This window comes from Umboniibacter marinipuniceus (assembly GCF_003688415.1).
GTDB classification, from domain to species: domain Bacteria; phylum Pseudomonadota; class Gammaproteobacteria; order Pseudomonadales; family DSM-25080; genus Umboniibacter; species Umboniibacter marinipuniceus.
Window position 1 is genome coordinate 24,569 of record NZ_REFJ01000004.1, and the last position, 14,300, is coordinate 38,868.

General features: G+C 50.7%; 15 protein-coding genes. 3 read left to right on the top strand and 12 right to left on the bottom strand.

Going from position 1 to position 14,300, the window contains the following annotated elements; genetic code table 11:
- Positions 1-24: 24 nt before the first annotated feature.
- The 10 genes from tolB to aspS form a co-directional block, all read right to left on the bottom strand.
- Positions 25-1,320 carry a Tol-Pal system beta propeller repeat protein TolB gene (tolB, locus tag DFR27_RS08370; RefSeq protein ID WP_121877014.1) on the bottom strand — a complete coding sequence of 432 codons (1,296 nt, stop codon included), beginning with the start codon at positions 1,318-1,320 and terminating at the stop codon, positions 25-27.
- On the bottom strand, positions 1,317-2,048 hold the full coding sequence (locus tag DFR27_RS08375) for a TonB family protein (RefSeq protein ID WP_121877015.1): 732 nt from the start codon (positions 2,046-2,048) through the stop codon (positions 1,317-1,319). The genes tolB and DFR27_RS08375 overlap by 4 nt, the downstream gene beginning before the upstream one ends.
- 1 nt (position 2,049) lies before the next feature.
- Positions 2,050-2,463: a protein TolR gene (tolR, locus tag DFR27_RS08380; RefSeq protein ID WP_121877016.1), complete on the bottom strand. Its 414-nt coding sequence runs from the start codon at positions 2,461-2,463 to the stop codon at positions 2,050-2,052.
- A complete protein-coding gene (gene tolQ, locus DFR27_RS08385) occupies positions 2,463-3,149 on the bottom strand; it encodes a protein TolQ (protein ID WP_211327608.1) in 687 nt (228 codons plus the stop codon). The genes tolR and tolQ overlap by 1 nt, the downstream gene beginning before the upstream one ends.
- Before the next feature lie 11 nt (positions 3,150-3,160).
- Entirely contained in the window at positions 3,161-3,562 is a 402-nt protein-coding gene (gene ybgC, locus DFR27_RS08390; protein ID WP_121877018.1) for a tol-pal system-associated acyl-CoA thioesterase, read from the bottom strand.
- Positions 3,555-4,568: a Holliday junction branch migration DNA helicase RuvB gene (gene ruvB, locus DFR27_RS08395; protein ID WP_121877019.1), complete on the bottom strand. Its 1,014-nt coding sequence runs from the start codon at positions 4,566-4,568 to the stop codon at positions 3,555-3,557. Before ruvB ends, ybgC begins: the two co-directional genes overlap by 8 nt.
- A gap of 7 nt (positions 4,569-4,575) precedes the next feature.
- Entirely contained in the window at positions 4,576-5,193 is a 618-nt protein-coding gene (gene ruvA, locus DFR27_RS08400) for a Holliday junction branch migration protein RuvA (protein WP_121877020.1), read from the bottom strand.
- Positions 5,194-5,202: 9 nt separating this feature from the next.
- Positions 5,203-5,727, bottom strand: coding sequence for a crossover junction endodeoxyribonuclease RuvC (gene ruvC / locus DFR27_RS08405; RefSeq protein WP_121877021.1), 525 nt, complete (start codon positions 5,725-5,727; stop codon positions 5,203-5,205).
- 106 nt (positions 5,728-5,833) lie between these two features.
- Complete coding sequence (locus DFR27_RS08410) at positions 5,834-6,565, bottom strand: YebC/PmpR family DNA-binding transcriptional regulator (RefSeq protein ID WP_121877022.1); 732 nt, start codon at positions 6,563-6,565, stop codon at positions 5,834-5,836.
- 12 nt (positions 6,566-6,577) lie between these two features.
- Positions 6,578-8,347 carry an aspartate--tRNA ligase gene (aspS, locus tag DFR27_RS08415; protein ID WP_121877023.1) on the bottom strand — a complete coding sequence of 590 codons (1,770 nt, stop codon included), beginning with the start codon at positions 8,345-8,347 and terminating at the stop codon, positions 6,578-6,580.
- 389 nt (positions 8,348-8,736) lie between these two features.
- Between aspS and DFR27_RS08420 the strand changes: the two genes are divergently transcribed.
- From DFR27_RS08420 to DFR27_RS08430, 3 genes are all read left to right on the top strand, one after another.
- Complete coding sequence (locus DFR27_RS08420; protein WP_121877024.1) at positions 8,737-10,461, top strand: proline--tRNA ligase; 1,725 nt, start codon at positions 8,737-8,739, stop codon at positions 10,459-10,461.
- Positions 10,462-10,555: 94 nt separating this feature from the next.
- Positions 10,556-11,044 (top strand): lytic transglycosylase domain-containing protein, encoded by a 489-nt coding sequence (locus tag DFR27_RS08425; protein ID WP_121877307.1) that lies wholly within the window; start codon positions 10,556-10,558, stop codon positions 11,042-11,044.
- Positions 11,045-11,125: 81 nt separating this feature from the next.
- Entirely contained in the window at positions 11,126-11,512 is a 387-nt protein-coding gene (locus DFR27_RS08430; RefSeq protein WP_121877025.1) for a glutaredoxin family protein, read from the top strand.
- 153 nt (positions 11,513-11,665) lie between these two features.
- Here DFR27_RS08430 and DFR27_RS08435 read toward each other — a convergent pair whose 3' ends face one another.
- Positions 11,666-12,526 carry a universal stress protein gene (locus DFR27_RS08435; RefSeq protein WP_121877026.1) on the bottom strand — a complete coding sequence of 287 codons (861 nt, stop codon included), beginning with the start codon at positions 12,524-12,526 and terminating at the stop codon, positions 11,666-11,668.
- Positions 12,526-14,019 carry a SulP family inorganic anion transporter gene (locus DFR27_RS08440; protein WP_121877027.1) on the bottom strand — a complete coding sequence of 498 codons (1,494 nt, stop codon included), beginning with the start codon at positions 14,017-14,019 and terminating at the stop codon, positions 12,526-12,528. Before DFR27_RS08440 ends, DFR27_RS08435 begins: the two co-directional genes overlap by 1 nt.
- Between the last annotated feature and the right edge of the window lie 281 nt (positions 14,020-14,300).

Consider the following 14,300-nt stretch of genomic DNA (forward strand, 5'->3'; position numbering starts at 1 on the left):
TGTATATTAGACCAAATTAAATTTTTAGTTTTGTAATACCGGCGACCATGCCGGCTCGCGGATATCACCAACCGCTGCAGGCAACTTAACGCGTACACCGCCATCAATTGCTACAGCCGATAAGATCCCCTTATCACCATCGCGAGTTGCATACATCACAACTCGTCCATTTGGTGCAATCGTAGGCGATTCATCTAAAGATGTCTCAGTTAATACATGAACCCTACGCGTTGCCAAATCTTGCGCCGCGATCTTAAACACACCGTTTTCTCGGTGCACCATCACCAGATACTTCCCATCCGGTGAGATACGCCCGCGGGCATTGTAATCTCCCGTAAAGGTTAAGCGCTCTAAGCGCCCTGAATCAAGTAAAATCTTGTATATTTGCGGTCGCCCACCTCGATTTGAGGTAAAGATCAAAGAATTGCTGTCGATCCACGCAGGTTCAGTGTCAATTGCGTAGTGGTGGGTCACTCTATCGAGTCGTTTAGTGGCCACATCGAGTAAATATATCTCGGGATCGCCATCCTTTGAGAGCACCATCGCTAGCTTAGTACCATCTGGTGACCAAGCGGGTGCGCTATTCAAGCCAACATAGTTGGTGAGCTGTGTGAGCGCTCCGGTTAGAAGGTTCTGACGATACACACCCGGACGACCTCCATCGAACGACACAAATGCCAACTCGCTGCCGTCAGGCGACCACGCAGGCGACATAATAGGATCCCGTGAGCGCATAACCGTTCGCTCGCGATGACCATCTTGGTCCGCCACCACCAGGCGATAGATATGATCACCCAAGCTATCTCGTTCGGCGCGAATATAGGCAAGCTTGGTTCGGAAGATACCCGGGAAACCTGTTAGCTGCTCGTAAACACGGTTAGCTAGCTCGTGCCCCATATCCCTCAGGTCACTGCGTAAACGGTCTATTTCCCCTGTGAGCACTAAACGTCCCGCTGTAACATCGTACAACGCAAATTCCAGCGCCACACGATCACCGCGCGGAGACATATTACCGATAACAAGATATTGAGCCCGGAGTTTTCGCCAATCCGGGATATTCACCTCTTGCGGAAGCGCTGGGTAGGCCAACATGTCAGCACGACTAACCGGTGAAAACTCACCTGTTCTGACCAGATCGTCACTTACAACCTGGGCTACGTCTTCCGATAGCGCATAACTACCACTCCAACCAAAGGGAGCAACAGCTACACGAGTAGGATCATCCAAGCCGCGGGTAATCTCGACAATAAGATCGGAATTTGCCGCGGCCTGGGAGCTCACAAGCACCACGATAAATGCCAGCACTCGGCTTAACTTCATTTTAAATCCTCCGGCCTAAATAACGCCAATTTGTTTCGGTAGTTTTTATTAAAAAATGGTGCCCCATAATCCATCAGGAAACGATAGGGTGCACCGCGCTCTATTGCACTCACCGCAGAGCGGTCAAATGCGCTATCACCGCTAGACTGGGAAACGGTTACAGAGAGCACTTCGCCATTAGGCAGAAATTGAATTCGGACAAGTACTTCCATGCCATTGCGGGCACTAGGCGGGCGCGACCATTTGGCCCCCACTTGTGCTTGGAACTTCGCATCCATTACCTGGATTTGCGACATTTCTACGGCGGTCTCATTGTCAGCCTGCCGAACTTCGTCTTCCTGCTCTAGTAAGCTATCGAAGGATAACTCATCAACGATAGGCTGACGCCGGGCTGGCTCGGGCTGAGTCCGGGGTTGTTCTTGAACTGGCGGCGCCTCGGACTGCTCCGTAGGGGTTTCGATTACCGACGGTGTGACCGCACTAGGCTCAGGGCGCGATTCCTGACGAGCTGGCGGGCGAGTGGGTTGTGGCCTCGGCTGCACGGCACGTTCGGGTGCAGCCTGTGGCTGAGGCGTTTCTACGAGGGTTGCCGTGATCTGCCGAATAGGTTTCGAGATTTGATAATCAGTGGTGTGACTCCAACCCCAAATTAACACAAAGGCAACAAGTGCGTGCAAAACCACTGCAAAGACCACGCTCGCCCAACGATCACTCGCTCTTCCCAACATGTTAACTACGCGGTTCCGTCATCAGCCCAACGCTGGTTGCACCTGCCGCTTCTAAAGCAGCCATTGCCTCAATTACTGCTCCGTAGGCAACCGCTTCATCGCCTTGAACCATCACACGAATGGTTGGATTGGCACGAATGACTTTACTCACTTGTTCACGCAATGCTTCAGCGGTGATATCGCGATCCTGCTCACCGATATTAATTTGGTAGCGACCGTCTGCTAAGACAACCAAAATCAATACTTCATCCTCGTTCGCAGGCTCGGATAACTGGGCATCAGCTTCTGGCAAATCAACCATAATTTCTTGCATCGCTAACGGAGCTGTCACCATGAAAATAATAAGCAGAACAAGCATGACATCAATGTAGGGGACCACATTGATTTCTGCTACTAAGCGACGACGGCGAGCCATTAGCGCTGCTCCGCCTGCTTTCTTGAGGCCAACAGCTGACGATGAAGTAAACTTGAGAACTCTTCAGCAAAGGTATCGTGACGATTGATATGTCGTTCCATCTTTGCAGCATAACGGTTGTAGGCCATGACTGCGGGAATGGCAGCAAATAACCCCATCGCCGTTGCAATCAGTGCCTCAGAGATGCCCGGAGCCACCGCCGCCAGGGTTGCCTGACTTGAATCCGATAGGCCTCGAAACGAGTTCATAATCCCCCAGACCGTTCCAAATAAACCAACATAGGGACTTGTTGACGCCACACTTGCTAAAAACGGCAGCTGGGTTTCAAGCCTATCCTCTTCGCGATTGCGCGCAATACGCATTGCTCGGCTAACGCCATTACTAATATCGTCAATTCGGGTGGCATCAGCTCGTAGTCGCGCGAATTCCTTAAAACCAGCCACAAAGATGGCCTCCATACCAACGGGCACGCTCGACTTGTCTGAGGTAATACTCGCGTAGATCTTCCCGAGATCATCGCCTGACCAGAATCGCTCCTCAAAGTTTTCGTCACTTTCAGCCAACGCTTTGAAGTAACTCCAGCGCTGATAAATAAGCACCCACGACGCTACCGAGGCCGCGACCAAGGTAAGCATAACCATCTGCACTAGAAAACTTGCGCCGCCAATGAGCCCCAAAAAGGACATATCTGATTCCACTATTTAACCTCTTCTTTTAATCGTTTGTACAACTCGCCATTGAGACGTGTTGGCTTCATAGTTTGACCATGAACTGAAGCTACTTTGACTATGCCCGAGCACAATAGTTCGCCAGCACGGGTTACCGTTTGCTCGAAGACCACTGTCACCCGCCCTATTTCAATAGGACGAGCAGTCACAACAATGGTGTCATCAAGGCGAGCCGGCGCTTTGTAGTCCACCTCAACACGATGAACAACAAACATACTCTCGTCCCATATAGCCGTTTTATTGAAGCCGAGTGAGCGCATGAATTCCGTTCTCGCTCGCTCCATGAATTTGAGATAATTGACGTAGTAAACAATACCACCCGCGTCGGTATCTTCGATATATATACGAAATTCAGAGCTTGTACTAGCCATTTGTACCCAACCAAGGCTTGCCGAAATGTTGATATGCCAAACGGGTCGCAATTCGACCTCTTGGGGTACGTGTTATATAACCCTGCTGAATTAAGTAAGGTTCAATGACATCCTCAATGGTGTCGCGTTCCTCACTAATGGCAGCGGCAAGGCTATCAACCCCTACCGGCCCGCCATCAAACTTATCAATCAGAGCTAACAGTAACCGCCTGTCCATTGTGTCAAAGCCTGCTTGGTCCACCTTAAGGGTATCCAATGCATCCTCCGCGGCAGCCTTCGTTGCAACGCCCTGGTGTCTCACTTCGGCGAAATCACGAACACGCCGCAACAGCCGATTAGCGATACGTGGCGTACCGCGAGAGCGCTTAGCGATCTCATTGGCGCCCGAATCGTCGATGGGCAGTTCAAAGATGCCCGCTGCTCGACTTACGATTTCCTGAAGTTCATCCTCTGAATAAAACTCCAATCGCTGCACAATGCCAAAACGATCGCGTAGCGGCGAGGTCAGCAAGCCTGCTCGAGTGGTTGCCCCCACTAGGGTAAATTTAGGCAGGTCTAGCTTGATGGAGCGTGCGGCCGGCCCTTCGCCAATCATGATATCCAACTGAAAATCTTCCATCGCAGGGTAGAGAATCTCTTCCACGACAGGTCCGAGACGGTGAATTTCATCAATGAACAATACGTCACCGGCCTCGAGGTTCGTCATGATGGCAGCGAGGTCTCCAGGCTTCTCAAGCACCGGCCCGGACGTTGAATGCAACGTTCCATTCATCTCAGCGGCAATGATCATTGCCAGAGTTGTCTTACCTAAGCCGGGAGGCCCGAAGATAAGCGTATGATCCAGACACTCCCCGCGAGCGCTTGCCGCCTGCATAAATATCGACATTTGATCCCGCACGGCGTGCTGACCAATATAATCATGGAGTCGGCTTGGGCGAATCCCCTGTTCATTGAGTTTTTCACTGGGCGTAGCCTCTGGCGCTACGAATCGATCCACTTCAATCATAACAACCTCACTTACTCAGTGTTTTCAATGCCGCGCGAATCAGATCCTGACTACGGCTAAACTCACTCAGCTTCCATGCCGCCGATACCATCTTTTCAGCATCCGACTTCTTGTAGCCCAAAGCGATCAGCGCGCCTTCGGCCTCTTCAATCATGGTGTCACCGGACACACTCTGCGCCGCACTCGAGCCAAGTTTCTTCGCCCCGCCATCAGTGGAAGCAAAGGCAGCCAGTTTATCGCGCAGTTCAATAATCAGCCTTTCAGCGGTCTTCTTACCCACACCCGGAATTTTCACAAGTCGGGCAATTTGATTTTCGTTAACACTTTGAATGAGTTCATCGGTGCTCAAGGTCGACATCATAGCAATGGCCATCTTTGGTCCCACTCCGTTGACCTTGATCAGCGTCCGGAAAAAATCGCGCGATTTAACGTCATGAAAGCCAAACAGCAACTGCGCATCTTCGCGCACGACAAAGTGGCAAAATAGCTGCACCTGACTTCCTAGCTCTGGTAGTTCATAGAAGGTGGTCATGGGTACTTCAACCTCATAACCTAAACCGCCCGCTTCCACCACCAAGCTAGGCGCTGACTTTAAGACGAGTTCTCCGCGAATTAATGCAATCATCTATTACCCCTAATTTCGAAGCCGGCCACGACTAAATCGTCCCGCACCAGTGGATGCCACAACACCCGTATTAAAATGGATATGACAGAGCGCAACCGCCAGCGCATCAGCCGCATCTTCCTGAGGCCGCCCCGGCAAGTTGAGTTGCCTTGCAACCATATGCTGAACACTAAGCTTGTCGGCGTTACCGCTACCCGCCACAACTTGCTTAACTTTGCGCGCCTCGTACTCGAAGACCGGCAAGCTTTGCTGCCCTGCCGCCACCATAATGGCGCCGCGTGCATGCCCCAACTTGAGCGCCGACATAGCGTTCTTGCTCATAAAAATATCTTCGACGGCCACTTCGTTAGGCTGGTACTCTGACATCACGGTTACAAGGGATTCAAACAGGATATTTAGGCGCTCGGCAAGTGGTGCGTCAGTAGGTAGCTTAACCACTCCACTACTAACGTATACAGGCTTTCGGCCATCCAACCTGACAATACCAAAGCCTGTTTTACGCGACCCAGGGTCTATACCCAAGATAATTGACATACCTGTTTATTTATCCAGCTTTTATTGTTATTTGAAGTGTACCACAGACAAAAAAAAGGTCGACCTCTAGGCCGACCTTTTCAGTGAGTTATATGGGTACTGCTTACTAGCTATCCGCGAGCTGACTAAAATCCGCATTACTATAGACATTCTGCACATCATCAAGATCTTCAAGCGCGTCAATGAGTGCCAGCACCTTCTCCGCGGCTTCAGGGTCAAGCGCCACCTGCGTAGCGGGGACCATTTCAACGTCAGCTGAATCAACCGTTAAGCCCGCCGATACTAGCCCCTCACGCACCGCATGAATATCCGTCCAATCACAGCTAACTTCAATTGCGTCATCAACGAGTTGAACGTCTTCTGCACCATGCTCTATGGCCAACTCCATGACGGAATCTTCGTCAGTGCTAGCTACCCAGATCTTGCCTTGACGCGAAAAGAGATAAGCCACCGAACCGTCGGTTCCTAAACTACCTCCTCGCTTGGAAAAACAATGCCTGACCTCAGCCACAGTTCGATTGCGATTATCGGTCATCGTCTCAACCAGCACCGCTACCCCACCAGGGGCGTAGCCCTCGTAGCGTATTTCATCGTAATTATCGCCCTCGGCGTTACCCGCTCCGCGCGCAATGGCTTTATCGATGGTATCGCGTTTCATATTCGCACCGAGCGCTTTATCCACTGCGGCACGAAGACGAGGATTATCATCAGGGATGGGCCCACCGGAGCGAGCCGCAACCACTAACTCACGAATCAGTTTAGTAAATACCTTTCCCCGCTTGGCATCTTGCGCTGCCTTGCGGTGGCGAATATTCGCCCACTTACTATGACCGGCCAAATTTCACTCCCGTTATTCAGACCCAGCTAGACGAAGACGAATACTTAACTCTTTGAGCTGGTCGTTATCAACCGCTCCAGGCGCATCGGTCATCACACACGCAGCTGTCTGAGTTTTCGGGAATGCAATCACATCACGGATCGATGACGAGTCTGTCATCAGCATAATGATACGATCTAGACCGAAGGCGAGGCCACCGTGTGGAGGCGCACCATACTGCAGTGCGTCAAGTAAGAAGCCAAACTTCTCGCGCTGTTCGTCATCGGAAATACCCAACAACTTAAATACCGCTGCTTGCATAGTCTGATCATGAATACGAATAGAACCGCCACCCAACTCACACCCATTAAGAACCATATCGTAAGCGCGAGACAGGGCAGTTTCGGGGTTCGCCATAAGCTCTTCAGGCGTGCATGCCGGCGCAGTGAATGGATGGTGTAAAGCGGTAAGACCGTGTTCAGTTTCCTCAAACATTGGGAAATCAACAACCCACATTGGCGCCCACTGACAAGTATATAAATTGAGGTCTTCGCCCAACTTACAACGAAGTGCCCCCAATGCTTCCGACACGACCTTCGACGTATCCGACCCAAAGAAGATTAAATCACCGGTCTGAGCGTCAACGCGCTCAAGGATAGCCTGGCGTGTTTCAAGATCTAAGAACTTTACGATTGGTGACTGCAGGCCAGTCTCCAAATCATTCACATCATTCACCTTGATATAGGCAAGACCGCGTGCTCCGTAGATTGAGACAAACTTGGTGTAATCATCAATCTGCTTACGCGTAAGAAGACTATTACCATTCGGCAATTTCAGCGCCGTTACGCGACCTTTAGGGTCATTCGCAGGCCCGGAAAAGACCTTGAAGTCAACGTTCGCCATAATGTCTTTAATTTCCACTAATTGTAGTGGAATACGAAGATCGGGCTTGTCTGAACCGTACTTATCCATTGCTTCAGCAAATGGCATCCGCGGGAACTCACCCAACTCAACATTGAGGTGCTTCTTAAACAAACCTTTAATCATTCCCTCGGTGATCGACATGATCTGTTCTTCGTCCAAGAACGAGGTTTCAATATCAATTTGAGTGAATTCAGGCTGACGATCGGCACGCAAATCTTCATCGCGGAAACACTTGGCGATTTGGTAATAACGGTCCATTCCCGACACCATCAACAACTGCTTAAACAATTGTGGCGACTGTGGCAAAGCGAAGAACTTACCTTCGTGGGTTCTAGACGGCACCAAATAGTCACGAGCACCTTCTGGGGTAGCGCGAGTTAGAATTGGCGTTTCGATGTCAAGGAAGCCTTCGTCATCGAGGTAGTTGCGAATATCCGTGGTTACCTTAGAGCGAAGCTGGAGGTTGCGTGCAATCTCAGGGCGACGTAAATCTAAGTAACGATATTTCAGACGAACATCTTCACCAACATTGGTGTAGCCATCTAGCTGAAATGGGACAGGCGCCGAGGCATTAAGAATCTCGACTTGATAGCCGTACACTTCGATTTCACCAGTAGCCATATTGCTATTAATCAGCCCCGTGTCACGAGCGCGGACTTTACCAGTCACTTTCAAGACGTATTCGGCACGAACCTTGTCGGCTGTAGCGAAATGCTCGCCCGCGTCCGGGTCAATAACGACCTGAGCGATACCATCACGATCGCGAAGGTCGATAAAAATAACACCGCCATGATCTCGACGGCTATCTACCCAGCCGCACAGAGTAACTTCTTGGCCTACATGTTCTTTGCGGAGCTCACCGCAGTATATTGTTCGCATTACGACATTCCCAACTCATGGATGGCGAATCCTACCAATGCAGGAATCGCCTGATAACTAAAAGGGTGACAGGCTAAGTATAACCGTCATACGTTCTATTTCCGCTAGGGGCTGGTTGAGCTCAAACAGGACGAAAACAGGCGCCAGTTCATGGCGAACGGCGACTTTTGACTCAAGCACTTTTTGGGCCAGAGCAAACCGATTATAAACCGCAGGGGGTTAGCGACAGCACAGTGAAATTTCACGACTACCACACGGGTCGAGAACTATATCATAGAGAAGCAGTTCCGATAACATTAATCCATGCATTTTTTCCGCTTTTTACCTACAATAGCGGCTAATCGGATTTACGAATCAAAACCCACTGCGAACCAGCGAGAGATTTATTCATGCGCGCCAGTCAGTTCCTCCTATCAACGCTAAAAGAAACGCCGGCCGATGCCGAGGTAATCAGCCACCAACTCATGCTTCGAGCAGGTCTCATTCGTCGCCTGGCAAGCGGGCTCTACAACTGGACGCCCACGGGGATTCGTGTACTGCGAAAAGTTGAGCATGTGGTACGTGACGAAATGACTAAAGCTGGGGCAATGGAAATGCTTATGCCAGTGGTCCAACCCGCCGAACTCTGGGAAGAGTCAGGCCGCTGGGAGCAGTACGGCCCAGAGCTTGCGCGCCTGAAAGATCGTCACGGTCGTGAATTCTGTTTAGGCCCAACTCACGAAGAGGTGATTACCGATTTTGTTCGCAACGAGATTAGCTCTTACAAGCAGCTTCCTCTCAGCCTGTTCCAGATTCAAACCAAGTTCCGTGACGAAATTCGTCCTCGCTTTGGCGTGATGCGCTCTAGAGAGTTCATCATGAAGGACGCCTATTCCTTCCACGCCACGCAAGAGAGCTTGCAGCAAACCTACGACACCATGTACCAAGCCTACAGCAACATTTTCACCCGCCTTGGCCTGAACTTCCGTGCCGTGCTTGCTGACACCGGCTCGATCGGCGGCAGTGCCTCCCACGAGTTCCATGTGTTAGCAGGATCGGGCGAAGATGATATCGCTTTTTCGGACAGCTCTGACTTTGCAGCAAACGTTGAACTTGCGGAAGCCCTAGCCGTTGGTGAACGATCAGCCGCCGCTGCAGCGATGAAGCAAATTGCTACACCGGGCGCCCGTTCAGTTGATGATGTTGCCACTCAGCTAATCTGCCAACCAGCCGAAATTGCTAAAACACTGATTGTTCAGGGCACTCACGATGAAGCGGGCCAGTACGGCTTCGTTGCACTGGTACTTCGTGGTGATCACACCCTTAATGAATTGAAGGCCGAGAAGCACCCCGCTGTTCATTCGCCACTCACCTTTGCCACCGAGGAGGAAGTGCTCTCCGCAACGGGTGCTAACCCCGGTTCAGTTGGCCCAGTAGCACTAACGCTAACCGTCCTATGTGACCGCTCTGCGGACCTAATGAGCAACTTCTACTGTGGTGCCAATGAAAATGACCACCATTTAGCCAGCGTTAACTGGGATCGAGACGTCACTGCTACCGAGGTAGTCGACCTCCGCAACGTTGAAGCGGGTGATCCAAGCCCTTGTGGTCTTGGTAATATCGTCATTAAGCGCGGCATTGAAGTTGGTCATATCTTCCAACTCGGCGACAAGTATTCTAAGGCGCTCAATTGCTCGGTACTCAACGAGAACGGCAAAGACCAAGTGGTCACTATGGGCTGCTACGGCATTGGTATCACCCGCGTGGTTGCCTCTGCCATTGAACAAAACTACGACGACAACGGCATTAAGTGGCCGGCATCGCTTGCGCCGTTCCAGGTAGCAATCGCCCCTATCAACTACCACAAGAGTGAGAAGGTCGCTGCCGCCTGCGACGAGCTTTACCAACAGCTTACTGCAGCCGGGATTGAGGTGCTGTTGATGGACGCAGAAAAGGCCCGTTTAGGCGGAATCCTCGCGGACATCGAATTAGTAGGTATTACGCATCGAGTAGTCATCGGCGATCGCGGCCTCGACGCAGGCGAAATCGAATATCGTCATCGCCATGCCGCGGAAAACGAAGCGCTAAGTGCCGATAACTTACTTTCCGAACTACTTGCCCGTGTTAACGGCTAAACCGCTCGTTTTAGCTCTATCAGTTTGGGCCGGGGCACTGGCTACTTCAGCCAGTGCGTCGGAGCCCGCGCTCTCCCCAAGTGAACGCGACCAAATGAATAGCGCGATCATTAGTGAACTTCCTCACCTAAGCCCGCTAGAAATTGATCTTTGGCTAGTCACTGCGCTTCCGTTAGTGGAGCAGTACAACGAAGCCGATGCCGAGGAAATCCTAAAAAACGTGCTTGTGGCGGCCCACGCCAATAACGTTCCTCCTGATCTCGTGCTCGCTATCATGGAAATTGAGTCACACTTTGACCGCTTCGCGATCAGTCGTGTTGGTGCACTGGGAATCATGCAGATTATGCCATTTTGGATAGACGAAATCGGCACGGCGAATGACAACCTAATGCAGATTGACACGAACGTTCGCTACGGCTGCGCTATTCTTCGTCACTACCTCGATAAACACGATAACTCCTGGCATCTCGCGTTGGCCGCCTACAACGGTTCCAGCGGCCGGTTCACCTACAGCGAAAAAGTAATGAATGTTTGGAGTTTGCGCTGGAAATACACTCGCCTAGAAGACCCACAATCCCCTTGATCGCTAACACTCGACATCCGTTAGCTTAGTGGTTAAGATGCGCCACTTTCATACTTGTTAATTTGTCCAAAAAGGTTGTTCATGGCTGTTGTAAGATTCATTCTCGGGCGTATTATTCTTCTCATCGATTTCTTAACTCGCCCTAAAAAGCCAGCACTTAGCGCTGAAGAAGTAGCTAACTATGCAGCAATCACTGCGCCTTTAGCTCTCTACGAATTTCCCAGCTGTCCGTTTTGCGTCAAAGTTAAGCGCCACTTTCGCCGCCGCGGCTTAGAAATTGAACTGCGTAACGCGAAAAAAGATATCGTCTATCGCAAACAGTTAGCCGAAGACGGCGGTAAGCTTAAGGCGCCGTGCCTCCGCATCAAGTCGGACGACGGCAGTCACACCTGGCTTTATGAGTCAGATGACATCATTGCTTATGTAGACAGCTTAATTGGTATCACGCCACCTGCGGCAGCACACTAAATCACCTTCCGCTTTAGAGCTGTCGGTGCAGTACAAGCAAACAAAAAAAACGGCGTTGCCACTCAGCAACGCCGTTTTTATATATAATGATCAAAGCTTAGAAGCCAGTATCTCGGCTAAGCCTAACGCTGAGCCGCTACGAAAAATTCTCCACTAGCGCAAAAGAAGCAATGGCTTGGCGGTATTTTCTAACACCTTCCCGGTGACACTGCCCCATAAAAAGTCTCGTAACCGTCCATGACTAAAAGCTCCCATGACCGTCAGATCAACATCGTACTCATGCTGAAGTGTCGCAATGCAACCAGCAATATCATCTGAGATATGGTGTAGTGTGGTGGCTACCGATGCTCCAGCCAACACCGACCTAGCCTTCTCAAGTGGCGCAATACTTGCCGCCTTTGCCCCAGCAAATACCACGTGACAATGTAGAGATTTGAGCAGCGGACTTGAAACCACCATCTGCAACGCCTTTTCTGCCGCCTCGCTGCCGTCGTAGGCAAGCAGAATGCTCTTAGGTGGCTGAAAAGCTTGATTCACCACGAGCATCGGCCGGCGTAGGCTACGCAGTACCGACTCAATCTTATGACCTACTCCAGCCTGTCCATCGGCATGAGACTCACCGCGAATACCCAGTACCAGCACCCGCGTCTCATCTTCAAGATCAATAAGGTTTTCCGCTAAAGACCCGTGCCGCTGGCGACATGAAACCTGAACAGAGGAAGTAGCTTCGACCCGCGCTTTCGCCGCATCAAGAATCATCTTCCCCTGGCGCATGAGCAGTTTAGAACGCTGCGCTTCAACCTGCGTCAGCTCATCGAGGAGCTCCTGTTGAGAGCCAAGACCTATACTCCCCGATAAATCGGAGAGCGCAGGAGTTTTCGCTTGATCAATGGTATGCAACAACTGCAATGGCACATCAACTGCTGCTGCAATCCAGGTTGCATAGTCCACCACAGACGCCGCGCTCTGCGAACCGTCTACGCACGCTAATACCTTTTGTTGGGTGCTCACCATCAATGCCCTCCCATGATCTTGTCAATTTCCTCCGGCTTATCATGCACGCCGAAACGATCAATAATCGTTCTACTCGCTTCATTCAAGCCAATTACTTCTACTTCAGCACCTTCGCGACGGAATTTCAATACCGCTTTATCTAGCGCGCCCACTGCAGAAATATCCCAGAAGTGAGCACGGGTCAGGTCAATGATTACCCGTTCGCGAACGTCTTTGAAGTTAAAATATTCCACAAAACGCGTGGCCGAATTAAAGAAAACCTGACCATGGAATTCATAGCGAACTTCCAACTCGTCATCTGAGGTTTGCGTTTTGCAGTACATGAAATGTGAGATCTTATTGGCGAAGAAGAGCGAAGCTAGCAGCACACCAACGAATACCCCAATGGCTAGGTTGTGAGTCATCACCACTACCGTGACCGTAGCAATCATGACGATATTGGTCGACATGGGGTGTGACTTAAGATCCACAATTGACTGCCAACTAAAGGTGCCTATAGAGACCATAATCATTACCGCTACCAGCGCGGCCATTGGGATTTGCGAGACCCAGTCACTCAAAAAGACCACCATCGTCAATAGTACCGCACCGGCAACAAAAGTAGACAATCGACCTCTACCACCCGATTTCACGTTAATCACCGACTGCCCAATCATAGCGCAACCAGCCATACCACCTAAGAAACCGGTAGCGATATTGGCAATACCCTGACCTTTACACTCACGATTTTTATCACTTTCGGTATCAGTAAAGTCGTCGATAATTGTTGCAGTCATCAACGACTCTAGCAAACCAACAACGGCCATAGCTGCCGCATAGGGAAAGATAATTTGCAGTGTTTCGAGGTTCAGCGGCACATCTGGAAACAGAAAGATGGGCAGCGTATCCGGCAGATCACCCATGTCACCCACGGTACGAATATCCAAGCCAACCACCATTGCAAATGCGGTACACGCCAGAATACAGACCAGCGGCGAAGGAATAATTTTACCTACCACCGGGACATACGGGAACAAATAGATGATACCCAAGCCTACTGCTGTCATAGCGTAAACATGCCAAGTCACGTTGGTGAGTTCGGGAAGCTGTGCCATAAAGATAAGGATAGCCAACGCATTGACGAAGCCGGTCACTACCGAGCGAGAAACGAAGCTCATCAGTTGCCCCAGCTTTAAATAGCCGGCAATAATCTGCAATAAACCCGTCAGGAGTGTTGCCGCGAACAAGTACTCCAGACCATGTTCCTTTACTAGGGTGACCATAAGCAGTGCCATAGCACCCGTTGCCGCCGAGATCATACCTGGCCGCCCACCAACAATAGCGATCACTACCGCAATCGAGAACGAGGCGTAGAGACCAACCTTCGGGTCAACCCCAGCAATAATAGAAAAGGCAATTGCCTCGGGAATCAGCGCGAGCGCCACGACGATACCAGCTAGTACATCACCGCGAATATTGCCCAGCCAATCTGAGCGAGTAGAAGAAAGAATCATGGTAATCCAAATGTTTAAGCGAAAAAGACAACTCCGCCAAGCTTAGCTCAGAATGGCTCTGCTGGAGGAGAATAAGGCCCGATAAAATGGCGTGAACCTTAACAGGTTGCGGGTAGTCGCTCAACTCTTCGACACTAAATTCAAGGCATATCAACTAGGTTGAATTCTTTAGCTGCTAATCACTTTGCTCGCACTTAGCGCTGAAGGCGCTAATGATGCTTCTCGACAGTTCCAATTCCCTTGGGTTAGCTTAACCTTGTTCACCAAGAGAAACGTCCAAG